Below are 25,639 nucleotides of genomic sequence, written 5' to 3'. Positions count from 1 at the left end.
TCTCATGGCAGTGGACTCTAGAATGGTTGCCATGAGCAATCCTCTCCAGAGCGCGCCAGGTCCGGCCGTGCCAGGCGACGACGTCGACGACGCCCTCCAGCAGGTGGAACACCAGCTGAGCCTGCTCTGGCGCCGCGCCCGTTCGATCTCCCACCAACTGTCCCGCCAGGTCCATCCGGACATGGAACCGGCCGCCTACGGTTTGCTCACCGTCATCCGCAGGGAAGGCCCCATCCGCCTCACCGAGTTGGCCACTTGCATCGGCGTCGGCAAGCCATCGGTAAGCCGCCAGATCGCCTTCCTTGAGAGCATCGGCCTGGTCTACAAGGAAGCGGATCCGCAGGACGGGCGGGCACAATCCATCCGCCTGACCGAAAAGGGCGAAGAGAAGATGCACCTCGTCCAGGATGCCCGGCGCCAGGTCTTCAGGGAACGCCTCGGTGAGTGGCCCTTGGAAGATGTCCAGACCCTGGCCGACTACATGGGGCGCCTGAATGCCATCTACGGTGACGGCGCGCTCAGGGACCTGGGAACCAAGGAAGCAGGAGCCGATTCCGCGGACAATCCCCCGGGCGCGTGACGCGACGCCGCAGCGCTAAAGAAAGAAGGTCCCCAGCCTCAGGCTGGGGACCTTCTTCGTTACTTATGGAACCGTTTAGCGGGCTCCGGAGAGCATTCCCTGGGGGAAGTCGTCCGAGAGGCCCAGATCGCGGCCATAACGCTGTGAGAATTCCTGCGGGACGGTGTCCGGGACAGCAACACCTTCTGCGACGGCCACGCGGTCGCTGACTTCGCGAAGCATGTGGGACAAAGGAACGTCCAAGGCTGTGCAGATAGAGGACAGGAGCTCGGAAGAAGCCTCCTTCTGGCCCCGTTCCACTTCGCTCAAGTAGCCAAGTGAGACGCGGGCGCTGTGCGAAACCTCGCGAAGGGTACGGCCCTGACGCTGGCGGACATCGCGCAGTACATCACCGATCTCGTGGCGTAGTACAACCATTTTGCGCTCCTTCTGTTCGCTCTGTGCCTGATCAGCCAAGCCCACATCCTTCCAGCGGACAACGCCGTTTACGGATACGGGCTGCTTTACCATCTGTATCGCCATGCTCCCTCGTTGATCCGGTTCGCTGGCTGGCGGACCGGGTATGTTTTTACATCCTAGGCGCCCCGGCTCTTCCGAAGCGACACAATGACACAACTATTGGCAATGAGTTTTTGTTCCCGAGTACTTTACGAACGGTAACCAAGGTCACCCAGCGCGGCAAGCAGGCGCGCCAGGGCGGCGTCGCAGGCCTGTTCGCGGATGGACTGACGGTCGCCGTCGAAGCTGTACTCGAACGACGCCACCCCCAGCGCAGACGCGACGCCAATGAACACGGTGCCGACATCTTTGCCGTCGTGCGGCTCCGGTCCGGCGACGCCGGTCGTCGAAATCCCGACGTCGGCAGCGCAAGCCCGGCGTGCGCCGTCGGCCATTGCCTCGGCGACACCGCCGTCAACGGAGCCGACCGATGCAAGAAGCTCCTCCGGCACGCCCAGGATGCCGGCCTTGACCGAGTTCTGGTAAGCGACCACACCGCCTTGCAGCATGGCCGAAGCGCCCGGAGTGTTGGCGAGCGTTGCGGCCACGAGACCTGCAGTCAAGGACTCAGCCGTAGCCACCGTGAGGCCACTGCGGACGGCGGCGCCCACCACCGTCTCCGCGGTTTCTGCCGCACCGCTCACGGACTTCACGCGCGACGTCCCGCTGCGCGCAGCCGCATGGCCTGGATGACATATTCGACGCCGGTCCACAACGTAATGGCGAGGGCAACCATCATGACCAGGAAAGCGACGGCGCCCAGCCATGGGGCGATCGCCTGGAGGGGAAGGATGTACAGGAAGATCGCCACTGTTTGTACGACGGTCTTGAGCTTGCCGCCACGGGAAGCGGGCATGACCCCGTACCGAATCACAACGAAGCGCAGTGCCGTTATGCCCCATTCACGGACCAGAATGAGAATGGTGACCCACCAGGGCAACTCCCCCAGGATGGACAGGAGCACCAACGCTGAGCCGATGAGCAGTTTGTCGGCAATGGGGTCCGCGATTTTGCCGAAGTTGGTAATAAGGCCGCGCGCCCGGGCGATGTCGCCGTCGAGCTTGTCGGTGTAGATCGCTACAGCGAAGGCAACCACCGCCGCCCAGCGCCAGATCCCGTACGCGCCGTTATCGGCCAGCAGGAACCAGACGAAGAACGGCACCAGGACGATGCGCAGCATCGTGAGGATGTTGGGCAGGTTCCAGATATCGGAACTGCTGGAGGTCGCGTTATCACCCTCGGCTGTAGTCACCCCTCTAGGCTACCGTCTTTGCGGCGGCCGCTTTGGGGGCTAACGTCCTGTGAGCGACCAGGCGTCTTCGCCGCCCTCGTCGTCGTCATCCGGGCCGTCCGCGCCGTCGTAGTACTCAACAGCCTGGGTCCGGTTGTCCAGGTCCGCCTGCACCAGGTCTTCGGCATAACCGCCGACGGCGATGTTCGAGTTCGCGTTGTCGCTCAGGGCGGCCGTGTGGGCATCAGGGGTGGACGGTGACTCCTGGCCCTTCATCGCAGCAAGTACAGCGGCGAGGTCATCGGGCTTTACCAGGACATCGCGGGCCTTGGAACCTTCGGACGGGCCCACGACGCCGCGGGATTCCAAGAGGTCCATCAGTCGTCCGGCCTTGGCGAAGCCGACGCGCAGCTTGCGCTGCAGCATGGACGTCGAACCGAACTGCGTGGTGACCACCAGCTCCGTAGCCTGGAGCAGGACCTCGAGGTCGTCTCCGATGTCGTCGTCGATCTGCTTCTTGGGAGCCTCGGCTGCGACGTCGTCACGGTAGACGGCCTGCAACTGGCCCTTGACGTGCTCAACGACCTTGTGGATCTCGGACTCGGTCACCCAGGCACCCTGGACACGCATGGCCTTCGAAGCGCCCATGGGCAGGAACAGTGCGTCACCTTGGCCAATGAGCTTCTCGGCGCCTGGCTGGTCCAGGACCACGCGGGAATCCGTCACGGACGAGGTGGCGAACGCCATGCGGGACGGCACGTTGGCCTTGATGAGGCCCGTGACGACGTCCACGGATGGGCGCTGGGTGGCCAGCACCAGGTGGATACCGGCGGCGCGGGCCAGCTGGGTGATACGGACAATCGAGTCTTCGACGTCACGCGGTGCCACCATCATGAGGTCCGCGAGTTCGTCCACGATGACCAGCAGGTAGGGGTAGGGCTTGATGACGCGCTTGGAATCGACCGGCGGCGTGACCTTGCCCGCACGGACGGCCTTGTTGAAGTCATCAATGTGCTTGTAGCCGTAGTTGGCGAGGTCGTCGTAGCGGGCGTCCATTTCCCGGACCACCCATTGGAGGGCCTCTGCGGCCTTCTTCGGGTTGGTGATGATAGGCGTGATGAGGTGCGGGACGCCCTCGTAGGCGGTGAGTTCCACACGCTTGGGGTCCACCATGACCATGCGGACTTCATCCGGCGTTGCGCGCATGAGGATGGAGGTGATCATGGAGTTCACGAAGCTCGACTTACCTGCACCGGTAGCACCGGCGACCAGGAGATGGGGCATCTTGGCAAGGTTGGCCACGACGTAGCCGCCCTCAACGTCCTTGCCCACGCCCATGACCATCGGGTGGTCGGTACGGCGGGCATTCTGGCTCCGGAGGACATCACCCAAGGACACCGTCTCGCGGTCGGTGTTCGGGATCTCGATGCCGATCGCGGACTTGCCCGGGATGGGGCTCAGGATGCGGACATCACTGGAAGCCACGGCATAGGAGATGTTCTTGGACAGCGCCGTGACGCGTTCCACCTTGGTGCCGGGAGAGAGCTCAATCTCGTAGCGGGTCACGGTGGGACCACGGCTGAAGCCGGTCACCGCGGCGTCGACGTTGAACTGCGTGAGAGTGTCCGTCAGCGCGGCGACGACGGCGTCGTTGGCTTCCGTGCGCTCCTTCGGAATGGAGCCCGGCGTCAGGTAGTCCGAGGCAGGCAGTGTATACGTGACATCGCCGGCCAGTGACAACTGTTCCGTACGCTGCGGAATCGGCGTGGGCGGAGGAGGAGGCGTCGCGGGCCGCGCCGGAACCTGGGCCGCCACAGGGGCGGTCATTTCCGGGGTCAGGACGGGAATGGCTTCCGTGGGGTTGTCGATCCCGGGATTTGCGCCCGCGAGGCCTTGGGCGGCCTTGATCTTCTCCACGGCAATTTCCGCTTGCGTGGGGCGCCGGACACCCGGCGGTACACGTGGTGCGGATGCGGCGGGGGTTTCGTCGTCGTCGACTATTGCGTGTTCGAAAGCTTCGTCACCGACGTAACCTTCCAGGCCGGCGTCGGGTTCTTCATCCTTGCCGAAGAGGCGCATGCGCTTCTTCTTCTTCGGCGGCGCGGACGAGGAGCCGTTGCCGTAGAGGTAGCTTCGGTCGTGGTCGTCCTTGCCGGAGTCGTCCATGAGGTCAACGCCCATGAGGTGTTCGTAGGCACCCCGGATCCGGGCGGGAATGGCACCGAAGGGGGTTGCCGTAACGATCAGCAAGGAAACAAAGGCCAGGAGACTGTAGATGATGACCGGAACAGCGACATGGATGGCGGCAAGTGGAGCCGCGGCGAGGAAGCCCAGCATGCCGCCCGCACGGCGCAGGCCGTCGAAGCCATCGGCGACGGTGGGCTGGCCCCCAATGACCTGGGCAAGTCCGGAGCCGGCCAGCGTCATGATCATGAATCCGATGCCCACGCGGTTGTTTCCGCGGCCATCCTGAGGCTTGCGGAACAAGCGGAAGGCGCAGACGAAGAGCATGAAAGGCAGGATCAGGGACATCCAGCCGAAGGTCCCGTTGACCACGCTGTACACGATGTCCGGGAGCCAACCGGTGAGGCCCCACCAGGCAAAAGTAGCGATCGCGATGCCCAGCACAAGGTTGAACAGCGCTGCCCCGTCCCGGCGGTCCGCGGGGTCGAGGTCGCTGACATCGTGGCCGATCCGGCGCACGCCGGCACCCACCACGTGCCCGATGCCCTGCCAGGCACCGGACAGCATGCGAAGCGGAAGCGGAGCCTGGGGCTCGACGGCGGCTGCTTGCTTGGTGCGGGCAGTGCTTCCCCGCCCGCTTTTGCTGGCGGAGCTGGTTTTGGATGCGGCTCCGCCCCGGCCTGTGCCGCCGGATTTATTGCTGGAGCTGCCTCGTGGCGCGGAGGTAGTACGGGTCGCCATACGTGCCACGGTACCGCAAGGGGGTCTGAAATCCGCGGATTTCAGACCCCCTTGGGTATTCATGTTGCTGGCGGACTAGGCCTCCAGGACCACCGGGATGATCATTGGACGGCGGCGAAGCTTGCGGTTGACCCACGTGCCGATGATCCTGCGAACCACCTGTTGCAACTGGTGGTTCGTGTGGTCTGTGTGATTCAGCACAGCCTCTTCGAGTGCGGCGTTGATCTTCGGGATGATCTCGTCGAAGACCGAGTCGTCTTCAGCGACGCCACGGGCGTGGATCTCCGGTCCGGACACGATTTTGCCGGTGGTGCGGCTGATGACCGTGATGACGGAAATGAAGCCTTCGTCGCCGAGGACGCGGCGGTCCTTCAGGTCTGCGTCAGTGATTTCGCCAACGCTCGAACCATCCACGTAGACGAAGCCCACCTCCACTTGGCCCACAATGTTCGCCACGTGGTCCTTGAGGTCGATCACGGTGCCGTTATCGCTGAGGATGATGCCATCCGACGGCACGCCTGATTCCAGGGCAATGTTCCCGTTGGCGATCAGGTGGCGCGTTTCACCGTGCACCGGCATGGCGTTGAGCGGCTCAAGGATGTTGTAGCAATAGAGCAACTCCCCCGCCGCCGCGTGACCGGAGACGTGGACCTTGGCCGTGCCCTTGTGGATGACGTCGGCTCCAAGCTTGAGGAGACCGTTGATGATGCGGAATACGGCGTTCTCGTTGCCGGGGATGAGGCTGGACGCCAGGATGACGGTATCGCCCTTGCCGACAATCACCCGGTGGTCGCCGTTGGCCATGCGCGAAAGGGCTGCCATCGGCTCACCCTGGGACCCCGTGGACATGAGGACCACGCGATCGTCCGGCATGTTGTCGATGTTCTTGATGTCCACCAGGATGCCGTCAGGAACCTCCAGGTAACCAAGCTTGGCGGCGATGGCCATGTTCCGCACCATGGAGCGGCCCACGAAGGCGACCTTGCGTCCGTGCTTTGCTGCTGCATCGAGTACCTGCTGGACACGGTGCACATGGGAGGAGAAGGAAGCCACAATGATGCGCTTCTTTGCCTGCCCGAAGAGTCGGTCCAGTGTTGGCCCGATTTCCTTCTCTGCCGTGGTGAAGCCAGGCACGTCGGCGTTGGTGGAGTCGGCCATGAAGAGGTCGACTCCTTCCTCACCGAGGCGGGCAAAGTGCCGGAGGTCCGTGATGCGGCCATCCAACGGCAACTGGTCCATCTTGAAGTCACCGGTATGGAGGACGTTGCCCCCTTCGGTACGGATAAAGACGGCCAAGGCATCCGGAATGGAGTGGTTGACGGCAACGAATTCACACTCGAAGGGACCGAACTGCTCAACCTGGCCCTCCGTGACGGTGAGCGTGTAAGGCTTGATCCGGTGCTCCTGCAGCTTCGCTTCCACCAGCGCAAGGGTGAGCTGGGAACCGATCAGCGGAATGTCGGCCTTGAGGCGCAGCAGGTAGGGAACCGCGCCAATGTGGTCCTCGTGGCCGTGGGTGAGGACAACCCCGACCACGTCCTCCAGCCGGTTCTCGATGTAGGAGAAATCGGGCAGGATCAGATCAACGCCGGGCTGCGTCTCCTCGGGGAAAAGTACCCCGCAGTCGACTATGAGCAGCTTGCCGTCGATCTCGAAGACCGCCATGTTGCGGCCGATCTCTCCCAGTCCACCGAGCGGAACGATCCGCAGCGTGCCTTTCGGCAGTTTCGGCGGCGTAACCAGTCCGGGAAGGGCGGTTTGGGTCATATTGTGCTACTTTCCGGCGGAACCATCCTGGACGGTGAAGTCCATTCCGGCTTCCGCCAAATCCCCGCGGATGATTTCGATCTCGGCCGCGTCCGGCTCCACGAGGGGCAAACGGACAACCGAGTTGGGCAGGACTCCCTGCCACTTGAGAATCTGCTTGGCGGCTACTGCGCCTTGGACCCGGGTCATGGTTCCACGAACCACCGGCTCCAGTTCAAAGTTGATGGACCGCGCCGTAGCGAGGTCGTTGTTGTTGACGGCGTCGATCAGCTCGCGGAAGCGGCGCGTAGCCACGTGGGTGGTGACGCCCACCAGTCCGACGGCGCCGAGGGCCATCCACTGGAGGGTCAGGCCGTCATCGCCGGAGTAGAAAAGAAGGTCGGTCTCAGCCATGACGCGGGTAGCGGCAGCGAAATCAGCCTTCGCATCCTTGACGGCCACAATGTTCTGGTGCTTGGCCAGTTCGATCATGGTCTCCGGCGCAATGGCGATGGAGGACCGTCCGGGAATGTCATAGAGCATCACCGGCAAGTCGGTAGCCGAGGCAATGGTCTCGAAGTGGGCGCGCACACCAGCCTGGCTTGGCTTGTTGTAGTAAGGGGTCACGATCAGGAGACCATCGACGCCCAACTCGGCAGCGCGCTGCGAAAGGTGCACCGAGTGGGCAGTGTCGTTGGTGCCCGTGCCCGCGATAATGGCAGCCTTGCCACCGACGGCTTCCTTGACAGCCCGGAACATGCCCAGGTTTTCGTCGTCCGTGAGGGTGGACGTCTCTCCGGTGGTGCCTGTAACCACCAGTCCATCGCAGCCATCCTGGACCAGCTTTTCTGCCAGTGCCGCGGCTTGGTCGTAGTCCACCTTGCCGTCGTCGGTGAACGGGGTGACCATGGCGGTCAGCAGGGTACCAAGGGTGGGAATGGGCGCGCGAACGTCAGACATAGGAAAAACGTTACCCTGTCACGGCCTCGTTACAAGAATGGGTATCGCGTGACGGTCCTCATGCGCGTTGCCGCGAAGGCTATGCGACCCCGGGTGTGCGGGCACGCTGACCCGAGCAGTACTGCCCTACGGCGCGCTCTTTGAGTTGTTCTGCCCAGGCGACCAAACGCTGCGAGGCCCGCACGTACTCGAACAGTTCCAGGGGCGTCAGCGATTCCACATCCGTTTCAAACAAGCGGCGGGCCAGTTCAGCACCCGGAGCCTGCTCCGCGAGCACCGTACCCTCGCGGCGCCATTGCGTGTCTTCGGGAGGTTCGCCGGCCACGAGCTGCCGGAAAAGGAAGTCGACAACTCCCGGACTCATCGCTTTCATGGGGCCGCCCATGCCGTCCGGCCGCTCTGGAACTTCATTCATGCCGCCATATTATTCGAACATATATTCGAACACAAGGGCGCAGGACGGGAACGTCCCGGCAGCCGTCACTCGCCGGTCGCGGGACCCGGCTGTGAGACGATCGCTGCATGACTTCGCAAGAGACGGCGCCTCCGCGAAAAACACGGGGTCAACGCGCGGCTCCCACCCGGTTGACCGGCATCGACGCAGCCAGGGGGGCTGCCCTCCTTGGCATGATGGCCACGCACCTGATGCCGACATTCGGCCCGGCACCCCAGTGGGAGCCAACAATGGTGGGCTTGGTGTTCTCGGGGCGGTCCGCTGCGCTGTTCGCGGTACTGGCCGGAATCGGCCTTGCACTGTCCACCGGCAAGCAGGATCCCCGCAGCGGAAAGGAGCTTTGGTCCGCGAGGGCCGGCGTGGCAATGCGCGCGGTGGTGATCGCCGTCGTCGGACTTGCGTTGGGAGGGCTGGACGTCAACGTCGCGGTGATCCTGGTCCACTACGCGATGCTGTTCCTGTGCATCCTGCCGTTCCTCGGCTTGCGGCTCAAAGCCCTTTGCTTCTGGGCGGCTGGGTGGATCCTTGTTTCACCCGTTCTCGCGTTCCTGGTCCGCCCCGTGCTGCTTGACGGGAACCCGCCGCTGCAGCTGGGGCACAACCCCGGCTGGGAAGATCTGGAAACCCCCGGCCGTCTGCTCGCCGATCTGTTCTTCACCGGGTACTACCCGGTGTTCCAGTGGATCTCCTACCTTCTTGTCGGCCTGGTCATCGGGCGGCTGGCACTGACGACGGCGGCCGTCCAGCTGATGCTGCTGACATCCGGACTCGTCGTGGCCGGCATGGCGAAGATATGCGGCGTGCTGGCCATGGAGGTATGGGGCGGCCGGGCAGCCCTGTCGGCGCTTCCCGGCACCAGGGGCTATCCCCTGGAGAGCATGCTCCAGGTCAATCTCACCGGGCTCCAGCAAGTGGACTCGTCGTGGTGGTTGGCTACGGCCTCACCGCATGCGGGCACCACGCTGGACTTGTTGCACACCAGTGGCGTTGCCGCCGGCGTCGTTGGGATTTTCCTGATGCTTGGCAGGCTCGCCGAACGCATCAAGGTCAATTTCCTGCTGGTGCTCAGCGGACCAGGCGCCATGACCTTGAGCCTGTATTCAGCGCACGTATGGCTCGTCTCGGGCTTCACCAACCAACCGCTTCCCGCCGGGTGGACCGCCGAAGGCATGTACTGGACGCAGGCGCTCGGAGCCATCGGCATCGGCGTGTGTTTCGCCTTGCTCCGGCGGCGTGGACCGCTTGAATGGGCTGCCCACATGGCATCGAGGCTGGGCAGCTACCGTCCGGCCGCGGTGGGCTGAGAGCGGAACAGCTTCACGGCGTCGCGCATGGATGCGCGCGCACGTTTGCGGTCACCGGAAGCGTCGTAGGCACAGCTCAGCCTGAACCAGGAACGCCAATCCTCCGGCGCAGCCTCGGCCTCGGCACGGTATTTCTCAAATTCGGCGTCGGCAGCGGCGCGAACGATCCGTCCGCCCGGGGTCCGGGGCAGGGTGTCCTCCGGCAGTCCACCCTCGGCTTCGAGCACCTTGGCCATCTGCTCTGTCCGGGCGCCAAAAAGCAGCTCGCGGATCATGGCCCAGGCGCCAATGACCGGAAGCACCAAGTAAGCCGCTCCGATGCCCTTGGCCACCAGGTTGGGATCACCGAGAAGCAGGAAGGACCGCTGAACCGAGACCACCAGGTACAACACCAAAAGCAAGGTGATGGCACCTACCCAGATTTTGGTTCGGTTCTTCTTCAGGGCTGCCAGGAAATTTCCCACGTCCTAGAGCCCCAGGTCCAAGTAGCCGTCCAAGCCGACCGTCAGGCCGGGATTTGCTGCCACTTTCCGCAGCCCCAGCAAGACTCCGGGCATGAAGGACGCCCGGTCGAAGGAGTCATGGCGCAGCGTCAACTGTTCGCCGGGTCCGCCGAAGAGTACTTCCTGGTGGGCCACCAGGCCGCGGAGCCGGACGCTGTGCACACGGATTCCGTCCACGTCGCAGCCCCGGGCACCGTCCAGCGAGGTTTCAGTGGCGTCCGGGCTCGCCGGCACTCCTGCCTCATGCCGGGCTTCGGCGATGAGCTGGGCTGTGCGTACCGCTGTACCCGAGGGGGCATCCACCTTGTCGGGGTGGTGCAGTTCGATGACTTCCACGGATTCAAAGTACTGGGAAGCCTTGGCCGCGAAAGCGGACGCCAGCACTGAGCCCAGGGCAAAATTCGGGGCAATCAGGACACCTGTGTCCGGCTTCTGCTCCAGCAGCGCCCGCAGGGATTCCAGTCTGTCCGCATTCCAACCGGTGGTACCCACAACAGCGTGGATTCCGTGCTCAACAGCGAACCGGACGTTGGTTTCGGTGATATCCGGAACGGTGAGGTCAACAACGTACTGTGCACCGGCGTCGAGCAGTTTCTCCAGCGAATCACCACGGCCGAGCGCTGCCACAAGCGTCATGTCCCCTGCTGCTTCAATGGCCTTGACGGCTTCGATTCCCATGCGCCCATTGGCGCCCAGCACAGCAACAGCAAGTTGTTCGGTCATGCCTTTAACCCTACCGCCGGGCAGGACCCGGGAAGGAACCGTGACAGCTTCCTACTCCCCCGCACCTACCCATTCAACGGTGCCGTCGGAGAAGAACTGTTCCTTCCAGATGGGGACCTGCTCCTTGACCCGGTCCACGAGTTCCGAGCAAACAGCGAACGCCTGTCCACGGTGGGCAGCTGCAACCGCACATACCAGCGCGGGATCACCAATCTCCAGCGTGCCTATCCTGTGGGCAGCCCAGATACGGACCGGCTGGTCAGCCTCGCCCGAGTGCTCTGCGACGAGCCGGGCCACGACCTCGGACATGACCTGATGCGCTGTGGGATGGGCGCTGTAGCTCAACCGGTCCACTGCCTTGCCGCCGTCGTGGTTGCGCACAACGCCGCTGAAGCTGACGACCGCGCCGGCAGTGTCCGATTCCACTGCACTGATGGCCTGGTCCACCGAGATCGGCTCGGAACTGAGGACAGCGCTGACAACTTCGAAGTCTGTTTCAGTGCCCATGGCTTCCTTCCAATTGCTCGCAGAGATGCCCGATCACAGGGTCAAGGACGGCCAGTCCGTCCATGACTCCCTTGGGAGATCCCGGCAGGTTGATGATGAATGTCTTTCCCGCAACGCCCGCGTGGCCACGGCTCAGCATCGCCATGGGGGTCTTGGCGGCGCCTGCGCGGCGGAGGCCCTCCATGATGCCGGGTATCTCCCGGTCCAGCAGTGGAAGCGTCATTTCCGGTGTGTGGTCGTCCGGGCTGAGGCCCGTACCCCCGCTGGTGATGATGACGGCCGGTTCCTGGGTCAGCAATGCCCTCAGGGCGGCACCCACGGCTTCACCGTCCGGGACCACCATGGTGGGGAAGGTGTCGAAGCCGTGCTCTTTGAGCCAGTCGAGAATGATAGGACCTGTCTCATCGGCGTAGATTCCGGCGGCGGCCCGGGTGGAGGCAATCACGACGCCGGCCTTCCGGGGGCCGTGTGCGTTCGGCTCGCATGCGCTCATGCCCTTGCCTCCGGCCTGGAGTCCCCGGAGACGTCCCAGCTTCCGCTCTTGCCACCGCTCTTGGACAGCACCCGGATGTCGTCCAGGACGGCATGTTTGTCCACGGCCTTGATCATGTCGTAGACACTCAGGGCGGCAACGGAGGCCGCAGTCAACGCTTCCATTTCGACGCCGGTCACGCCCCGGGTCTTGACCGTGGCAAGGATCCCCACGGAATCCGTACCCAGCTCAAAGTCCACCGTGACCTTGGAAATGGGCAAAGGATGGCACAGCGGGATCAGTTCAGGTGTTTTCTTTGCAGCCATGATGCCGGCAACGCGTGCAACTGCGAGCGCATCGCCCTTGGGCAGTTCGCCGGCACCCAGCAGGGCCAGGACTTCGGAGGTGGAGCGGACCGTGGCCGTGGCGGTTGCTTCGCGGGTGGTGACGGCTTTTTCGGAGACATCCACCATCTGGGCGGTGCCGTCCTGCCTCAGGTGGGTCAGGCCTGTGGGGCCTGCCGGGGATTCGGGAGTGTGGTTCACAACATCCATACTTCCACTTCGTCTCCTTCGGCGAGTTCCGTGACGTCCTCGGGGATCTGCACCAAGGCATTGGCGCGGGCCAGGGCATGGACCAGATGGGAGCCGGCACCACCTTCCATGCGGACAACGTCACCCATGACGGTCCCCCGGCGCACCTGATGCTTGCCCTGCGGGGAGGTAAGGCCTTCGGCCAGGTGTGCCCTCAGCACGGGCCTGGGCGAGGGTGCGCCGGCAACCTGCGAAAGGGCGGGGCGGAGGAACATTTCGAAGGAGACCAGGCAACTGACGGGATTGCCCGGGAAGCCGATGAAAGGGGTTCCTTCGAAAGTGCCCAGTCCCTGTGGTCCGCCAGGTTGCATGGCGACGTGGAGGAATTCCACCGGCTGCCCGGTCATGGCCAGGCGCACGACTTCGTAAGCCCCTTTGCTCACTCCCCCGGTGGAAACGATCATGTCCACCGGTTTGTCCGGGTCCGCGAGGTGCTGCCTCAGGACTGCCAGCAGGCCCTCGGGTTGGTCGTCCGAGATACCGGTGCGGACTACGTCGAGGCCGGCTTGCCGCATGGAGGCTTCCAGGAGTGTTCCATTGGAGTCGTAGATCTTCCCGGCTGTCAGTTCGGTTCCCGGTTCAAGGACCTCATCGCCCGTCGTGACCAGGAGGACACGCCAGGGCTGCCGGATCTCCACTTCGACAAGGCCGAGCGCTGCCAGCAGCCCCAGCTGGCTTGGGCCCAGCAGCGTGCCGGCGGCAAGCGCCAAGGCTCCCTTGCCGATGTCGCTGCCGCTATCACGCACGTACGTCCCGGGCTCGACCGCTGGCAGCTCCACCTCCGCGTCGACGTCCGTGGGCGCCGGAAAAGTGCCGGGCGTCGCCTTCTCAATAGGTACGACGGCGTCCGCTCCCTCCGGCATCATGGCTCCGGTCATGATCGGAGCGGCATGGCCCGGCTTCAGGGCTTCCGGCGCGGCACCCGCCGGAACGGGCGCCGCTACGGGGAGCTTCGCACCGCCGTCGGGGATGTCTGCTGAACGGACGGCAAAGCCGTCCATTTGGGAGTTGGCGAAGGGCGGGAGGGACAAGGGTGCGTGGAGGTCGACGGCGAGCACCCTTCCGAGTGCGTCCATCAACGGAAGCCGGTGCGTGCCTTTCCTTGCGGCGGCTGTTGTCAGCAATTCCGCGATTACCTGACGGTGGGCTGCAACGGATCTGGGCACGGATATCCTCCTGGGGGCACATTGGCTTCCGGCTACGATCCGGACGTTCCCAGCGTAGATCCTCAGGCCACTTTCACGGTGATGGTGTGATAACCCGTGGCGCCGTCGGGGGCCACTGGGGCTTTGTCTTCGGTTTGAGGTTGGCCGCTTGCGTCAGTGGCCCGGACCTGGACTTCGTAGTCGCCAGGTTGGAGGTCAATGCCGATCTGCCACTGGTACCAGGTGTCGGTGGAGATGGCGCCGGCGAGTTGTGCCTTCTGCCAGGCGCCGCGGTTGACCCGCAGTTCGACGCGTTCAATGCCACGATGTTGGGCCCAGGCAACGCCGCCGAATTGGACCTTTCCAGGCTGGACCGTCCGTCCGCTGCGTGGGACGTCAATGCGCGATTGCGTTTTGATGGGTCCGTGGTCGCTCCACCCCCGGGGTGTCCAGTACGCAGTATCGTCCGCGAAACGGGTGACTTTGAGTTCGGTCAACCATTTGGTGGCTGAGACGAACCCGTAAAGTCCAGGCACAATCATCCGGACCGGGAACCCGTGTTCCAAAGGCAACGGCTCCCCGTTCATTCCCACGGCCAGCAAGGCGTCACGGTCGTCGGTGAGCGCTTCCAGGGGCGTGCTGGCGGTCCAGCCGTCGTTGCTGGTGGACAGCACCATGTCCGCACCGGCTTTCGGGCCGGCCATGGCCAGCAGTTCGCGCACCGGCCACCCCAGCCACAGCGCGTTGCCGATGAGGTCGCCACCAACGTTGTTGGAAACGCAGGCGATGGTGATGTGGCGTTCAGTCATGGGTTTGGCCAAGAGGTCGGCAAAGTCCAGTTCGATGTCGCGTTCGACCATTCCGGTGACTTTCAGCTTCCACGACGGAGGATCGATGGCCGGGACAGTCAGGGCCGTGTCGATCCTGTAGAAGTCCGCGTTCGGCGTCACCAGCGGGCTGATGCCCGGCACGCTCAAGGACGCGCCAGCGGGAATGGTTTGCGGCGGCGTTGCGGGCGCCGGCAGTGCCAGTGAGCTTCTGAACCCGGCAGCCACAGCGGTGGCCCGGGTGAGGATGGCGGTGACGGTCCCTCCGACCGCCGCTGCCAGGGCAGTTCCGGACAGGGCGTTGAGGAAGCTCCTCCTGGCAAGGGGCGCCCGCCCGGCAGCGTCCCCGCCCGCGGTGCTCCCGCGCGGAATCCAGGCATCCAGCCTCCGAACGAGCATCCGCAGGAGCAGCATGGTGACAACTGCGGCCACGATCGGTGCCAGCGCTGCCTGCGGGCCGGCTTGGGCACGGGTGACGACGGCGGTAAGTCCCGCCACGCCCGCCAGGCCGGCAAGTGCCAGGCCCAGTCCGGGCCGCCGGCGTTCCAGGATGCCGGCGAGCGCGGCCAGGAATCCTGCGACCACCACGATGGAGGCCACCAGGACGACTTTGTCGGCCGTTCCGAAAAGTTGCACGGCCAGATCCTTCACCGCGGGCGGGACGGCGTCTATCACTGCGCCGCCGAGGGCCGTCACCGGAGAAACCAGCGGGCTGAGGAATCCTGCCGTCAGCTCTCCCGCGGCAATCCCGGCGGCTCCGGCAGCGAGTCCGGCGGCAGGTGCCCACAACCGGGCTCCGCCGGCGGGACGTCCGGTCTTCGTTTGCTTGACTGCCGGCGCGCTCATGATGTGCCTCCAAGGCCCTCGTTTGTTTCAGTGGTTTCCAGCGGCCCGGGCTTTGGCGAAGCCGGAGCGGGCGATGGCTCCGGAAGCGAACCGGCCGGAAGTTTCAGGGCGAAGCGGCAGCCGCCGTCGACGTTGCGGACCGTCACTGATCCCCCGTGCGCCTTGACGATGCCCGCCACCATGCTGAGCCCGATGCCGGCACCGCTGTAACTTCCCTGCAGGGACCCCTGGGTGCCCCGGGCGGGGTTTTTCTGCCAACCCGTTTCGAACAGGTGCGGAAGGTCCTCCTCCGGAATGCCGCCGCAGTGGTCCTGGACGGCAATGACAGCGTTTCCGTTGTCCCGCCCGACACTGACGTGGACGTCGGTCTCCGGCCGGCTGTAAATGATCGCATTGAGGAGGATGTTCCTCACGGCCCTGGCCAGGCTGGGTCCGTCCGCCACGGCCATGCACTCACGGTCACCACCGCCGTCGAGCCTGATGCCCCGTTTCGCTGCCAACGGAGCCAGGTCCGAGAGGGCATCGCTGACGAGGTCGTACAGGTCCAGCGCTTCAGCGCGCAGATGCAACGTCCCGGCCTGGATCTTGGAAAGCTCCAGGAGGTCGTTGACCATGGCAGTCATCTGCTCGGTCTGCCCGATGATCTTCCGGTAATAGCCCTGCACATCCGAGGCCATGCCGTCTTCGAGGGCCTCGGTCATGGCACGCATGCTGGCAAGGGGCGTTCGAAGATCATGGGAAATCCAGGACACAAGTTCGCGCCGTGCCGTCTCGATGGCGGCTTCCCGTTCCCGGGATTCGGCGAGGCTCCGGCTGCTGGCTTCCAGTTCCTGTTCAAGCGCAGCGAGCTCCGATGTCATGGCAGGGGCCGCCCTCCTGCCCTCAGGCCCGGAGGTCTCCAGCGTTTCGCCACGGCCTATCCTGCGGGCGGCCTCCACCAGCCGGGCAGCGTTCCTGGACACCCCCGCGCCGAGCACCAAAGACAGCGCTATAGCCACGGCCGATGCCATCGCCAGGATGTACCACATCACTTCGAGGTCCCGGGCAGAGATGAACATCGCGTTGAAGGCGCTGACCATCCCGGCCACCAGCACAGCCACGGTGGCCACCACCACCAGGCAGATCCGGACCAGTACCGAGGCCCGCCGAAGCAACCTCAACAGGAGCAGCGTTGCCGAGCCGATCAGGACTGCCCAGAAGAGCACCCACGCAAGGATGGTCCAGAGCTCGCTACCCTCCATGGACGGCTTCCGCCTTTCCCTCCGTGGGAACGTCAAAGCGGTAGCCGATGCCCCACACGGTCTTGAGGAGTTCCGGCTTGGTGGGATTTGCTTCGATCTTCTCGCGCAGCCGCCGGACGTGGACCGTCACCGTGGAAAGGTCTCCGAAGTCCCATCCCCACACGGCTTTGATGAGTTCTTCACGGCTGAACACCTGGTTGGGCCTGCGCATCAGGAAGGCCAGGAGGTCGAATTCACGGGCCGTCAAAGCCAGCGGTGAACCAAGCATGGTGACAGTCCGGGACGCGGGGTCAAGCTCCAGGCCTGCCGATTGGACCGCTGGTTCCGGCGTATGGTCCTTGATGCTGCGCCGCAGTACCGACTTGACGCGCAGTACCAGTTCCCGGGGAGAAAACGGCTTGGTGACGTAATCGTCAGCTCCCATCTCCAATCCCAGGATCCGGTCGTCTTCGGTTCCCAAGGCCGTGACCATGATGACCGGCACGCTCATGGTTTGGCGTAACCGCCGGCATACTTCAACCCCGTCCAGTCCCGGCAGCATACGGTCCAGGATGACCAGGTCCGGTGTGCGGGCCGTGGCCACTTCCAAGGCCGTGAAGCCATCGCCCGCAGTGTCCACTTGGAAGCCCGCCCTCACCAGGTAGTCGCGGACGACAGCGGCAATGGTCTCTTCGTCTTCGACCAGGAGGATGCGCCGGTTTCCGGGCTCCGCTGACGATGCCGTATTTGTGGTCACGCTCTCAGCATAAGTTTGCTGCGGGTGCCCGGCACCCGATTCCGCCCCTCCCGGGCAAACCGTACGGATTCCGTAAGAACTGAAGACTGTAACGGGTATCACTGATCAGGGTGCGGTGGCGTAGCCTGAATTTATGAGTGTTCAGTTGGGCATGCCGATGCCCCCTTCCAGCAGTGCCGCAGGCAGCACGGAAAGCGGTGGGCAAACACCGCCACCCCGCCCTGCCGGAACGCCTGCCGGTTTGTGGGATCAGTACGGTCGTCGGGCCACTGACATGCGTCTTTCCCTGACCGACAAATGCAATCTGCGGTGCACGTACTGCATGCCTGCCGAGGGCCTCGACTGGCTTTCCAAGCAAGCTGTCATGACCCGGGATGAGATCGTCAGGATAGTCCGCATCGGCGTCACCGCCCTGGGCGTGCGGGAACTTCGCCTCACCGGCGGCGAACCCCTGGTCCGCGCCGACCTCACAGACATTATTTCCGGCATCCGCGGCGAACATCCGGATCTTCCCATCTCCATGACAACCAACGGTGTGGGGTTGGACAAGAAAGCTGCTGCCCTGAAGGCTGCCGGCCTGAACCGGATCAACGTCTCCCTTGATTCCCTGCATGAGGAGACATTCACCAAACTCACCCGTCGTCCGTTCCTGGACAGGGTCCTGGCCGGCGTGGACGCCGCGTGGGCGGCCGGCCTGGGTCCCGTCAAGCTCAACGCCGTGCTGATGCGTGGCATCAACGACGCCGAGTCCCCGGACCTCCTTGCCTGGGCATTGGGCCGCGGCTACGAACTCCGATTCATCGAGCAGATGCCGCTCGACGCCGACCACGGCTGGACCCGACGCAACATGATCACGGCCGCGGAGATCCGGGAGCTCCTGTCCCGGGACTTCGTGTTGTCCAACGACCCCCGTGAACGGGACGGCGCTCCAGCAGAGCGGTTTGAAGTACGACGCCGGGACACGGCTTCGGGGGATGCCTCCGGTCCCGTGCTGGGCACCGTTGGCATCATCGCCTCCGTCACCGAGCCGTTCTGCTCGGACTGCCGCCGCACGCGCATCACCGCAGAGGGCAAGATCATGAGCTGCCTGTTCTCCCGTGAAGAGTTCGACCTCCTGGGGCTGCTTCGCAGCGGGGCTACGGATACCGAGCTCGCCGGCCGTTGGCAGGACGCCATGTGGATCAAGCCCAAGGCCCATGGCATGGACCACACCGGTCTCGGCGCAGCGGACTTCGTCCAGCCGGACCGCAGCATGAGCGCAATCGGAGGCTGAAAACTTGTTGGTCCGTTACTTCGCTGCCGCGCGTGCGGCAGCAGGCGTCGAAGAAGAAATCCACGCCCTCCCGGAAGGCACGAGTCTGGAGGGGCTCCTGGAAGCCGCCCTCGCCGTCGAACGTCCGGCGCCTCCGGAAGGTACGCCGACGCTGGCGAGGATAGTGGCACGCAGCAGTTTCCTCCGCAACGAAGTGGCCGTCCGTGACCACTCCGTGCCGCTGGGCACGGAAGACGTCATTGACGTGCTTCCGCCTTTCGCCGGAGGCTAAGCTCCCGGTTCAGGGCTCTTCCGGAACACGCTCTTCAACAGTGGGCTGAAACCGCTGTGTCCTTCCAGCCGCAAGTCAGCGGTGTGCACCAGGACGCCGTCTTCAACCCGGAAGGTGTGCCTGGCCACGCCGTCGGCCGTGCGCCTGTCCAGGGTCAGGACTCCCCCGCTCCAGGTTCCCCTCACGGGAGCGGCCGGGCCCTTGCCCATGCTGTCCACGTAGTACCACAGGGTGTCTCCGTGGTCGCGGTCGACCGTGAACATGCCATGCCCTTCGAAATGGGTGCCGTCGGGCTCACGGTGCCTGTAGCTCTGGACCACTGCGTGGCCGCCGGCGGCCTTGGTGAACACCACTTCGGCCTCAGCCGTCCGTGCAGTCCCCCAGGGTGAAGAGGCAATCTCCGTAATGCCCCGCCAATGACCGATGAAATCCCGCAGAATATCCGCGGCATGAGCGGTTGCGGGCAGGTCCATCTCGTCTCCAAAGTCCACGGGGGCAGCATCACCTTGTGTGATCATGCTGCCCTGCCGATGCCGGCTGCGTCCAGAGACTTCGGACCCGGATAGGGTCCGCGTCAGAGACCGAAGGTTTCCGATTCCTCGAAGGGGCCAACCACGGTGATGGTGCGGGGAGCCCCGGCCAGTTCGCGGGCAAGGTCGCGGACCTCTTCCACGGTGACTGCCTGGATGCGGGCCAATGTCTCGTCGATGTCCTGGAATTCGCCGGACACCAGCTCTGCCCGGCCCAACCGGGACATCCTGGAGCCTGTATCCTCAAGCGCCAGAACAATCCCGCCGCTGAGCTGGCCCACAGCCTTCCGAAGTTCGTCCTCCGTGATGCCATCCTCAGCCAGCTTGTCCAGCTCCACACCCAGCAGTTCCACCACCTGGCGGACCTTGGAGGGCGTGCAACCGGCATACATCCCGAAGTACCCGGCGTCGGCGTAGGCGGCAGTGAACGAGTACGTCGAGTAGACCAAGCCGCGCTTTTCGCGGATCTCCTGGAACAATCGTGAGGACATGCCTCCACCGAGGACGGCGTTGAGAACACTCATGACAAAGCGCCGGTCATCGGTGGCAACGATCGTGGGGCAGCCCATGATGATGTTTGCCTGTTCCACGGGGCGCTTGACCACGTGCAGCCCTGACGTCCCTGTGATGACTGCCCTGCCGGTCCCCCGCCGGTTCACCGGAGCAGAGTCGGAATCAAGCTTCCACCCGGCGGCGGTGAAGGCGTCGAGGACCAGCCCGCAGACGACGTCGTGGTCCAGTCCCCCTGCAGCGGTGATGACCAGTTCTTCGGGCCGGTAGTAGCGCTGGTAGTGCTCCCACACGGAATCGCGGGCCACGGCTTTGATGGCTTCGGGCGTTCCGCCGATGGGGCGCGCCAACGGGTGGTCACCCAGGACAGCGGCCACAAACTTCTCATGCGCCACATCCGTCGGGTCATCGCTGTCCATGGCGATTTCCTCGAGGATAACGTCGCGCTCCTGTTCCAGCTCCGCAGGGTCCAGGACCGCTCCGGTGATCATGTCCGCGATGACATCAATGGCCATGGGCAGATCGGTGTCCAGTACCCGGGCAAAGTAGCAGGTGCTTTCCTTTGCCGTTGCAGCATTGGACTCGCCGCCTACTTCATCAAACGCTGAGGCAATTTCCAAGGCAGTGCGGCGTTTGGTGCCCTTGAAAAGCAGGTGCTCAAGGAAGTGTGTTGATCCGTGCTGGCCTTCTGCCTCATCACGGGAACCGACTGCCACCCAGAATCCAATAGTGGCCGATCGCTGGCCCGGCATCGCCTCGGTCAGGACGCGGACGCCCCCAGGAAGAACAGAACGCCGGACAACGGAACCGCCCTCGGCACCATGGATCAATTCGCCGCCAGGAAGTGTTTGCTCCAACGGCAAGGGTACGACAGTCATTAAAGCCTTTCAGGTTAAGGCCGGAAGGGCCGGTGGCGCTTTTTCAAGCCCACCGGCCCCGCCGGGTGTACTGCTTACAGACTACTCTGCGGAAGCTTCTGCGGCCTCGGCCGGAGCTTCCTCTGCGCTTGCGCCTTCTTCATCGGCAACAACCGGCGAGAGGGAGAGCTTTCCGCGGTCGTCGATCTTGGTGATCTCGACCTGGACCTTCTGGCCCACGGAAACGACGTCATCGACGTTGTCCACGCGCTTGCCGTTGGCCAGCTTGCGGAGCTCGGAGATGTGCAGCAGGCCGTCCTTGCCCGGGGTGAGGGATACGAAGGCGCCGAAGGTGGTGGTCTTGACGACCGTACCCAGGTAGCGCTCACCGATTTCCGGTACCTGCGGGTTGGCGATGGCGTTGATGGCCGAACGTGCTGCATCTGCAGACGGACCGTTCGTAGCGCCGATGTAGACCGTGCCGTCATCTTCGATGGAGATGTCCGCGCCCGTGTCTTCCTGGATCTGGTTGATCATCTTGCCCTTGGGGCCGATGACCTCGCCGATCTTGTCCACGGGGATCTTCACGGCAATGACGCGCGGTGCGAACTCGGAGAGCTCGTCCGGGGTGTCGATCGCGGCGTTGATGACCTCGAGGATGTGGAGGCGGGCTTCGCGGGCCTGCTTCAGTGCTGCTGCGAGCACGGAGGCGGGGATGCCGTCCAGCTTGGTGTCCAGCTGGATGGCCGTGACGAACTCGGATGTACCGGCGACCTTGAAGTCCATGTCGCCGAAGGCGTCTTCGGCTCCAAGGATGTCGGTCAGGGCTGCGTAGCGGGTCTGGCCGTCGATCTGGTCGGAAACCAGGCCCATGGCGATACCGGCGACGGCTGCCTTCAGCGGAACACCGGCGTTGAGCATGGAAAGCGTCGAAGCGCAGACCGAACCCATGGAGGTTGAACCGTTGGACCCGAGAGCTTCGGATACCTGGCGGATGGCGTACGGGAATTCTTCACGGCTGGGCAGAACCGGAACCAAGGCGCGCTCGGCGAGGGCACCGTGGCCGATTTCGCGGCGCTTGGGGGAACCAACGCGGCCGGTCTCGCCGGTGGAGTACGGCGGGAAGTTGTAGTTGTGCATGTAGCGCTTGCGCGTTACCGGCGACAACGAGTCGATCTGCTGTTCCATCTTGAGCATGTTCAGCGTGGTGACACCCATGATCTGGGTCTCGCCGCGTTCGAAGATGGCTGAGCCGTGAACGCGGGGCAGAACCTCGACCTCGGCGGTCAGCTGGCGGATGTCCGTCAGGCCGCGGCCATCGATACGGACCTGGTCCTTGAGGATTCGCTGGCGCACGACGTGCTTGGTGACCGAGCGGAATGCTGCGGACAGTTCCTTCTCACGGCCTTCGAAGTCACCGGCAAGGGCGCCAAGGACTTCGTCCTTGAGCTCGTCGGAAGCGTTGTCGCGCTCCTGCTTGTCGGCGATCTGGAAGACGGAAGCCAGCTTGTCAGCGGCAGCGGCTTCAACGGCGGCGTAAACGTCGTCCTGGTAATCAAGGAAGACCGGGAACTCGACCGTGGGCTTGGCAGCGCGGGCTGCCAGGTCGGCCTGTGCTTCGCAGAGTGCCTTGATGAACGGCTTGGCAGCCTCGAGGCCCTCGGAAACGACCTCTTCGGTGGGAGCGGTTGCGCCCTGTTCCTTGATGAGGTTCCAGGAGTTGTCCGTGGCTTCGGCTTCAACCATCATGATGGCGACGTCGTCACCGGCAATACGGCCGGCGACAACCATGTTGAAGACAGCGTTTTCGAGCTGGGAGTGCTTCGGGAAAGCAACCCACTGCGAACCCTGCTCGTCGGCGATGAGGGCAACGCGGACGCCGCCGATCGGGCCGGAGAACGGGAGGCCGGAAAGCTGGGTGGACATCGAGGACGCGTTGATGGCGACGACGTCGTACAGCTCATCAGGGTTGATCGCCAGGACGGTGACGACGATCTGGACCTCGTTGCGCAGGCCCTTGACGAACGCCGGGCGAAGCGGGCGGTCCATCAGGCGGCAAGCAAGGATGGCTTCCGTGGAGGGGCGGCCTTCGCGGCGGAAGAACGAACCCGGGATGCGGCCGGCAGCGTACATACGCTCTTCGACATCCACGGTCAGCGGGAAGAAGTCGAAACCTTCACGCGGCTGCTTGCCTGCGGTGGTTGCGGAGAGAAGTGCGGTGTCTTCGTCGATGTAGACCATCGAGGCGCCGGCTGCTTGCTTGGCAAGGCGGCCTGTTTCAAAGCGAATGACGCGCTTGCCAAAACGGCCGTTGTCGATGATGGCTTCGGAGAACTGGATTTCGGGACCCTCCATAGAGAGTCACCTCCGTTTCTGTTAGCGGAAGTCCACCGCATCAACCCAGGCCTCTTCTTTTTTCCTGGCCTGTACGACACCCGGTCATCGATCGAGATCCACGGGCGCCATCATCACAGATGGCCCTCCCGGGAATCACTACCGAGGACCGCGAATGCGCGATGCGGTTGATTCCTGTTTTTAGTTGTTGGTGAAGAAGGCGGCCCGTCCTGCAGAGGCGCGGGCCGCCCCTAAAGGCAGACTAGCGACGCAGGCCGAGACGCTCGATGAGCGAACGGTAGCGGGCAATGTCAGTGTTCTTCAGGTAGGAAAGCATGCGCTTACGACGACCAACCATGGCCAGCAGACCGCGCTGGGTGTGGAAGTCGTGCTTGTGCTCCTTCATGTGCTCAGTCAGATCCTTGATCCGCTGGGTCAGGACTGCAACCTGGACCTCGGGCGAACCGGTGTCGCCTTCAGAGGTTGCGTATTCCTTGATGATGGACTGCTTTACAGCGGCTTCAAGTGCCACGTGAACTCCTAGAGTTGTGCCGTGCTTCCCGATGCAGCGCCTCGCTGACGGGTTGCCTTGCATGCGTTGCCGCACACAAAAACAGGTCCAGCTGCCACGGACTGCGGCCGGATCCACTCATCAGTTTACCGGCAGGTCAGCAGTGTTGTCGAAACACCCTTAGCTGGGGGCGAGCAACTCGCGCGCCTGGGCAACGTCAAGGCACATCTGTTCCACCAGGGCTTCGGGTCCGCGGTAGGCAACCATCCCCCGCAAGCGCCGCGTGAATTCGACCGCCACGGTCTGGCCGTAAAGGTCGAAGTCCTCCACATTTTCCTCCGGGCGGTCGATGACGTGCGCTTCGACCTGACGGCTGACGCCATCAAAGGTGGGGTTGGAACCGACGGAAATGGCGGCAGGCCAACGCGTCCCCGACTGGTCGATCAGCCACCCCGCGTAGATGCCGTCGGCGGGGATGTAGCCGGTTGAATCGGGGGAAAGATTTGCTGTGGGGAATCCGAGATCGCGGCCGCGGGCAGCGCCGTGGACAACTTCCCCGCGCATCCGGTGGGGCCTGCCCAGCACGGCGGCGGCAGTGACCACATCGCCTTCGGACAAGGCCTCCCGTACCCAGGTGGAGGAACAGCGGCGGTCCGCGTCGCCGTCGTGATGCAGCGGAAAACCGCCTGCGCCGTATTCGTTGACCACCTGCACGCCGAAGCCCAGCTGTTCGCCCAATTCCTGCATGGTCACGACGTCACCGACGTTCCCGGCACCGAACCGCAGATCGTGGCCGACAACAACGTGCGCCGCATGGAGTCCGTCGATCAGGACATCACGAACAAATTCGATGGGTGACATCGCAGCAAGGTCCAGGGTGTACTTCATGACCAGGACGGCATCGACACCGGTATCGCCCAGCGCTTCCAGTTTGTCCTGGAGGCCCATGATCAGTTCAGGCGCTGCATCCGGCCGGTGTACCTGTGCAGGATGGGGATCGAAGGTCACGGCGACGGAGGGAATGCTGTACCGCTTTGCGGTGTCCGTCAGTTGCGAGAGGACATGCTGGTGGCCCCGATGTACCCCGTCAAAATTTCCGATGGTGACAACGGTAGGTCCGAAGTCCTTGGGGACCTCGGTGGGATCGTTCCAGATGTGGACCATCAACCTCGCCTTTTACTGCAGATGTTCGTTCCGCCCGACAACCTCCCGGCGCCGGAACATTCTAAGGTTACCCGCATGGGCCGGCGGCTCAGGACGGACGGCGCTTGTTGAGCCAAAGGAGCCCAAGGATCGGCAGCAGCAGGGGCACGAAGCCATATCCCCGGCCAAACAGTGACCATACGGTGTCATGCGGGAAAGCCACAGGATCGAAGAGGCTGATCGCCCCAACCACCAGCACGCCAACGAGTTCCGTGAGCACGGCCGCCAGTGACACCTTGAACCAGGTGCGGCCTGGCTTGGCCAGTGAAACCGTCGCCACGATATAGACGACGGCGGCGAACGCCGAAAGGATGTGCGCCAACGGAGCTTCTGCGAACTTGGTGGCGATCTGGTAGCCGGCGCGGGCTGTGGCAGACAGGGCGAACACCGCGTACACCGCGATCAGCAGTCGCCCCGGACCTGTGTTCCGGGTGTCTTTTTGCTTCGGCTGCTGGCCGGTGGAGTTGGTCTCGGTTCCAGTCACTTTGTGTTCTTCCTTCAAGGTCAGTACCAGATCTGGTTCATGCGGGCACCCATGACAAGTACCGTCACACCTACGGCTGCGAGGACGAAATTGCTCCAGCGGGTTCGTTCAAGGATTGCCCAGTAAACGGCGCCCAGCGGGATGATCAGCGCGGTGATGAGGTAACCCCAGAACTCCCACGGCTCCCCGGCAATCTGTTCACCCATGGCGACGCGGACGATCGAGCCCACCAGGTACACCAGCAGCACCACTTCGACGGCCAGCACGGAGTAGATCGTGGGATCGTTCGGGGCTTTCTTCATCAAGCCGGCCACCAGGCACATGATGGTGGAGACCAAACCGACGATCAGGAGTGCGTAAAAGTATCCGTCCATG

The 25,639-nt window shown here is 63.9% G+C and carries 27 protein-coding genes; 4 read left to right on the top strand and 23 right to left on the bottom strand.

What is annotated here, in order from left to right; all coding sequences use genetic code 11:
* Positions 1–31: 31 nt before the first annotated feature.
* On the top strand, positions 32–580 hold the full coding sequence (locus JMY29_RS07545; protein ID WP_051088528.1) for a MarR family winged helix-turn-helix transcriptional regulator: 549 nt from the start codon (positions 32–34) through the stop codon (positions 578–580).
* A gap of 75 nt (positions 581–655) precedes the next feature.
* On the opposite strand, the gene JMY29_RS07540 is transcribed toward JMY29_RS07545, so the two are convergent.
* The 7 genes from JMY29_RS07540 to JMY29_RS07510 form a co-directional block, all read right to left on the bottom strand.
* Positions 656–1,090 (bottom strand): helix-turn-helix domain-containing protein, encoded by a 435-nt coding sequence (locus JMY29_RS07540; RefSeq protein ID WP_018779072.1) that lies wholly within the window; start codon positions 1,088–1,090, stop codon positions 656–658.
* Between the two features lie 137 nt (positions 1,091–1,227).
* Entirely contained in the window at positions 1,228–1,731 is a 504-nt protein-coding gene (locus JMY29_RS07535) for a CinA family protein (protein WP_018779071.1), read from the bottom strand.
* Complete coding sequence (pgsA, locus tag JMY29_RS07530) at positions 1,728–2,330, bottom strand: CDP-diacylglycerol--glycerol-3-phosphate 3-phosphatidyltransferase (RefSeq protein ID WP_039240608.1); 603 nt, start codon at positions 2,328–2,330, stop codon at positions 1,728–1,730. The genes JMY29_RS07535 and pgsA overlap by 4 nt, the downstream gene beginning before the upstream one ends.
* 39 nt (positions 2,331–2,369) lie before the next feature.
* A complete protein-coding gene (locus JMY29_RS07525) occupies positions 2,370–5,234 on the bottom strand; it encodes an FtsK/SpoIIIE family DNA translocase (RefSeq protein ID WP_039240607.1) in 2,865 nt (954 codons plus the stop codon).
* A gap of 75 nt (positions 5,235–5,309) precedes the next feature.
* Positions 5,310–7,001: a ribonuclease J gene (locus JMY29_RS07520; protein WP_018779068.1), complete on the bottom strand. Its 1,692-nt coding sequence runs from the start codon at positions 6,999–7,001 to the stop codon at positions 5,310–5,312.
* Positions 7,002–7,007: 6 nt separating this feature from the next.
* Positions 7,008–7,940, bottom strand: coding sequence for a 4-hydroxy-tetrahydrodipicolinate synthase (dapA, locus tag JMY29_RS07515; RefSeq protein ID WP_189075793.1), 933 nt, complete (start codon positions 7,938–7,940; stop codon positions 7,008–7,010).
* A 79-nt stretch (positions 7,941–8,019) separates the two neighbouring features.
* Entirely contained in the window at positions 8,020–8,355 is a 336-nt protein-coding gene (locus JMY29_RS07510; RefSeq protein WP_026267342.1) for a hypothetical protein, read from the bottom strand.
* Between the two features lie 107 nt (positions 8,356–8,462).
* On the opposite strand from JMY29_RS07510, the gene JMY29_RS07505 reads away from it, so the two are divergent.
* Positions 8,463–9,698, top strand: a complete 1,236-nt coding sequence (locus tag JMY29_RS07505; RefSeq protein WP_189075794.1) for a heparan-alpha-glucosaminide N-acetyltransferase domain-containing protein — start codon at positions 8,463–8,465, stop codon at positions 9,696–9,698.
* Here the strand turns inward: JMY29_RS07505 and JMY29_RS07500 are convergent.
* Genes JMY29_RS07500 through JMY29_RS07460 form a run of 9 tightly spaced genes read right to left on the bottom strand, consistent with a single transcriptional unit; the run spans position 9,674 to position 17,291 of the window.
* Positions 9,674–10,162, bottom strand: a complete 489-nt coding sequence (locus tag JMY29_RS07500) for a hypothetical protein (RefSeq protein ID WP_018779064.1) — start codon at positions 10,160–10,162, stop codon at positions 9,674–9,676. The genes JMY29_RS07505 and JMY29_RS07500 overlap by 25 nt on opposite strands.
* A gap of 3 nt (positions 10,163–10,165) precedes the next feature.
* Positions 10,166–10,924, bottom strand: a complete 759-nt coding sequence (gene dapB, locus JMY29_RS07495; protein WP_039240602.1) for a 4-hydroxy-tetrahydrodipicolinate reductase — start codon at positions 10,922–10,924, stop codon at positions 10,166–10,168.
* A gap of 51 nt (positions 10,925–10,975) precedes the next feature.
* Complete coding sequence (locus tag JMY29_RS07490) at positions 10,976–11,431, bottom strand: molybdenum cofactor biosynthesis protein MoaE (protein ID WP_018779062.1); 456 nt, start codon at positions 11,429–11,431, stop codon at positions 10,976–10,978.
* Entirely contained in the window at positions 11,421–11,924 is a 504-nt protein-coding gene (locus JMY29_RS07485) for a MogA/MoaB family molybdenum cofactor biosynthesis protein (RefSeq protein WP_018779061.1), read from the bottom strand. The genes JMY29_RS07490 and JMY29_RS07485 overlap by 11 nt, the downstream gene beginning before the upstream one ends.
* Complete coding sequence (moaC, locus tag JMY29_RS07480; protein ID WP_018779060.1) at positions 11,921–12,457, bottom strand: cyclic pyranopterin monophosphate synthase MoaC; 537 nt, start codon at positions 12,455–12,457, stop codon at positions 11,921–11,923. The genes JMY29_RS07485 and moaC overlap by 4 nt, the downstream gene beginning before the upstream one ends.
* Positions 12,445–13,668 carry a molybdopterin molybdotransferase MoeA gene (locus tag JMY29_RS07475; RefSeq protein WP_189076077.1) on the bottom strand — a complete coding sequence of 408 codons (1,224 nt, stop codon included), beginning with the start codon at positions 13,666–13,668 and terminating at the stop codon, positions 12,445–12,447. The genes moaC and JMY29_RS07475 overlap by 13 nt, the downstream gene beginning before the upstream one ends.
* A 56-nt stretch (positions 13,669–13,724) precedes the next feature.
* Positions 13,725–15,314 (bottom strand): molybdopterin-dependent oxidoreductase, encoded by a 1,590-nt coding sequence (locus tag JMY29_RS07470; RefSeq protein WP_189075795.1) that lies wholly within the window; start codon positions 15,312–15,314, stop codon positions 13,725–13,727.
* Entirely contained in the window at positions 15,311–16,555 is a 1,245-nt protein-coding gene (locus JMY29_RS07465) for a sensor histidine kinase (RefSeq protein ID WP_189075796.1), read from the bottom strand. The genes JMY29_RS07470 and JMY29_RS07465 overlap by 4 nt, the downstream gene beginning before the upstream one ends.
* A complete protein-coding gene (locus tag JMY29_RS07460; RefSeq protein WP_039240593.1) occupies positions 16,545–17,291 on the bottom strand; it encodes a response regulator transcription factor in 747 nt (248 codons plus the stop codon). The genes JMY29_RS07465 and JMY29_RS07460 overlap by 11 nt, the downstream gene beginning before the upstream one ends.
* A gap of 133 nt (positions 17,292–17,424) precedes the next feature.
* Here JMY29_RS07460 and moaA point away from each other — a divergent pair, with 133 nt between their 5' ends.
* Positions 17,425–18,564 carry a GTP 3',8-cyclase MoaA gene (gene moaA / locus JMY29_RS07455; protein ID WP_374757507.1) on the top strand — a complete coding sequence of 380 codons (1,140 nt, stop codon included), beginning with the start codon at positions 17,425–17,427 and terminating at the stop codon, positions 18,562–18,564.
* A 4-nt stretch (positions 18,565–18,568) separates the two neighbouring features.
* Positions 18,569–18,835, top strand: coding sequence for a MoaD/ThiS family protein (locus JMY29_RS07450; RefSeq protein WP_189075797.1), 267 nt, complete (start codon positions 18,569–18,571; stop codon positions 18,833–18,835).
* On the opposite strand, the gene JMY29_RS07445 is transcribed toward JMY29_RS07450, so the two are convergent.
* The 7 genes from JMY29_RS07445 to JMY29_RS07415 form a co-directional block, all read right to left on the bottom strand.
* A complete protein-coding gene (locus tag JMY29_RS07445) occupies positions 18,832–19,308 on the bottom strand; it encodes a DUF1579 family protein (protein ID WP_039240591.1) in 477 nt (158 codons plus the stop codon). The genes JMY29_RS07450 and JMY29_RS07445 overlap by 4 nt on opposite strands.
* Before the next feature lie 101 nt (positions 19,309–19,409).
* Positions 19,410–20,753 carry a M16 family metallopeptidase gene (locus JMY29_RS07440; RefSeq protein ID WP_189075798.1) on the bottom strand — a complete coding sequence of 448 codons (1,344 nt, stop codon included), beginning with the start codon at positions 20,751–20,753 and terminating at the stop codon, positions 19,410–19,412.
* Positions 20,754–20,834: 81 nt separating this feature from the next.
* Positions 20,835–23,087 carry a polyribonucleotide nucleotidyltransferase gene (locus JMY29_RS07435; RefSeq protein ID WP_189075799.1) on the bottom strand — a complete coding sequence of 751 codons (2,253 nt, stop codon included), beginning with the start codon at positions 23,085–23,087 and terminating at the stop codon, positions 20,835–20,837.
* Between the two features lie 241 nt (positions 23,088–23,328).
* Positions 23,329–23,598: a 30S ribosomal protein S15 gene (gene rpsO, locus JMY29_RS07430; RefSeq protein ID WP_039240590.1), complete on the bottom strand. Its 270-nt coding sequence runs from the start codon at positions 23,596–23,598 to the stop codon at positions 23,329–23,331.
* A 159-nt stretch (positions 23,599–23,757) separates the two neighbouring features.
* Entirely contained in the window at positions 23,758–24,741 is a 984-nt protein-coding gene (locus tag JMY29_RS07425; RefSeq protein ID WP_018779049.1) for a bifunctional riboflavin kinase/FAD synthetase, read from the bottom strand.
* Between the two features lie 88 nt (positions 24,742–24,829).
* Complete coding sequence (locus JMY29_RS07420) at positions 24,830–25,264, bottom strand: hypothetical protein (protein WP_018779048.1); 435 nt, start codon at positions 25,262–25,264, stop codon at positions 24,830–24,832.
* A gap of 20 nt (positions 25,265–25,284) precedes the next feature.
* The gene (locus JMY29_RS07415) at positions 25,285–25,638 is read right to left on the bottom strand and encodes a hypothetical protein (protein WP_018779047.1); all 354 of its coding nucleotides are present in this window, start codon (positions 25,636–25,638) and stop codon (positions 25,285–25,287) included.
* Position 25,639: the final 1 nt, after the last annotated feature.

Source organism: Paenarthrobacter nicotinovorans, from assembly GCF_021919345.1.
Taxonomy (GTDB): Bacteria; Actinomycetota; Actinomycetes; order Actinomycetales; family Micrococcaceae; genus Arthrobacter; species Arthrobacter nicotinovorans.
This window is presented reverse-complemented; position numbering and strand designations above follow the sequence as displayed.

Excerpts from the sequence above, each read along its gene's own strand:
- JMY29_RS07545 (WP_051088528.1), top strand. The coding sequence starts at position 32 with ATGAGCAATCCTCTCCAGAGCGCGCCAGGTCCGGCCGTGCCAGGCGAC.
- JMY29_RS07540 (WP_018779072.1), bottom strand. The coding sequence starts at position 1,090 with ATGGTAAAGCAGCCCGTATCCGTAAACGGCGTTGTCCGCTGGAAGGAT.
- JMY29_RS07525 (WP_039240607.1), bottom strand. The coding sequence starts at position 5,234 with ATGGCGACCCGTACTACCTCCGCGCCACGAGGCAGCTCCAGCAATAAA.
- JMY29_RS07520 (WP_018779068.1), bottom strand. The coding sequence starts at position 7,001 with ATGACCCAAACCGCCCTTCCCGGACTGGTTACGCCGCCGAAACTGCCG.
- dapA (WP_189075793.1), bottom strand. The coding sequence starts at position 7,940 with ATGTCTGACGTTCGCGCGCCCATTCCCACCCTTGGTACCCTGCTGACC.
- JMY29_RS07510 (WP_026267342.1), bottom strand. The coding sequence starts at position 8,355 with ATGAATGAAGTTCCAGAGCGGCCGGACGGCATGGGCGGCCCCATGAAA.
- JMY29_RS07505 (WP_189075794.1), top strand. The coding sequence starts at position 8,463 with ATGACTTCGCAAGAGACGGCGCCTCCGCGAAAAACACGGGGTCAACGC.
- dapB (WP_039240602.1), bottom strand. The coding sequence starts at position 10,924 with ATGACCGAACAACTTGCTGTTGCTGTGCTGGGCGCCAATGGGCGCATG.
- JMY29_RS07490 (WP_018779062.1), bottom strand. The coding sequence starts at position 11,431 with ATGGGCACTGAAACAGACTTCGAAGTTGTCAGCGCTGTCCTCAGTTCC.
- JMY29_RS07485 (WP_018779061.1), bottom strand. The coding sequence starts at position 11,924 with ATGAGCGCATGCGAGCCGAACGCACACGGCCCCCGGAAGGCCGGCGTC.
- moaC (WP_018779060.1), bottom strand. The coding sequence starts at position 12,457 with ATGGATGTTGTGAACCACACTCCCGAATCCCCGGCAGGCCCCACAGGC.
- JMY29_RS07470 (WP_189075795.1), bottom strand. The coding sequence starts at position 15,314 with ATGAGCGCGCCGGCAGTCAAGCAAACGAAGACCGGACGTCCCGCCGGC.
- JMY29_RS07465 (WP_189075796.1), bottom strand. The coding sequence starts at position 16,555 with ATGGAGGGTAGCGAGCTCTGGACCATCCTTGCGTGGGTGCTCTTCTGG.
- moaA (WP_374757507.1), top strand. The coding sequence starts at position 17,425 with ATGAGTGTTCAGTTGGGCATGCCGATGCCCCCTTCCAGCAGTGCCGCA.
- JMY29_RS07445 (WP_039240591.1), bottom strand. The coding sequence starts at position 19,308 with ATGGACCTGCCCGCAACCGCTCATGCCGCGGATATTCTGCGGGATTTC.
- JMY29_RS07440 (WP_189075798.1), bottom strand. The coding sequence starts at position 20,753 with ATGACTGTCGTACCCTTGCCGTTGGAGCAAACACTTCCTGGCGGCGAA.
- JMY29_RS07435 (WP_189075799.1), bottom strand. The coding sequence starts at position 23,087 with ATGGAGGGTCCCGAAATCCAGTTCTCCGAAGCCATCATCGACAACGGC.
- JMY29_RS07425 (WP_018779049.1), bottom strand. The coding sequence starts at position 24,741 with ATGGTCCACATCTGGAACGATCCCACCGAGGTCCCCAAGGACTTCGGA.
- JMY29_RS07415 (WP_018779047.1), bottom strand. The coding sequence starts at position 25,638 with ATGGACGGATACTTTTACGCACTCCTGATCGTCGGTTTGGTCTCCACC.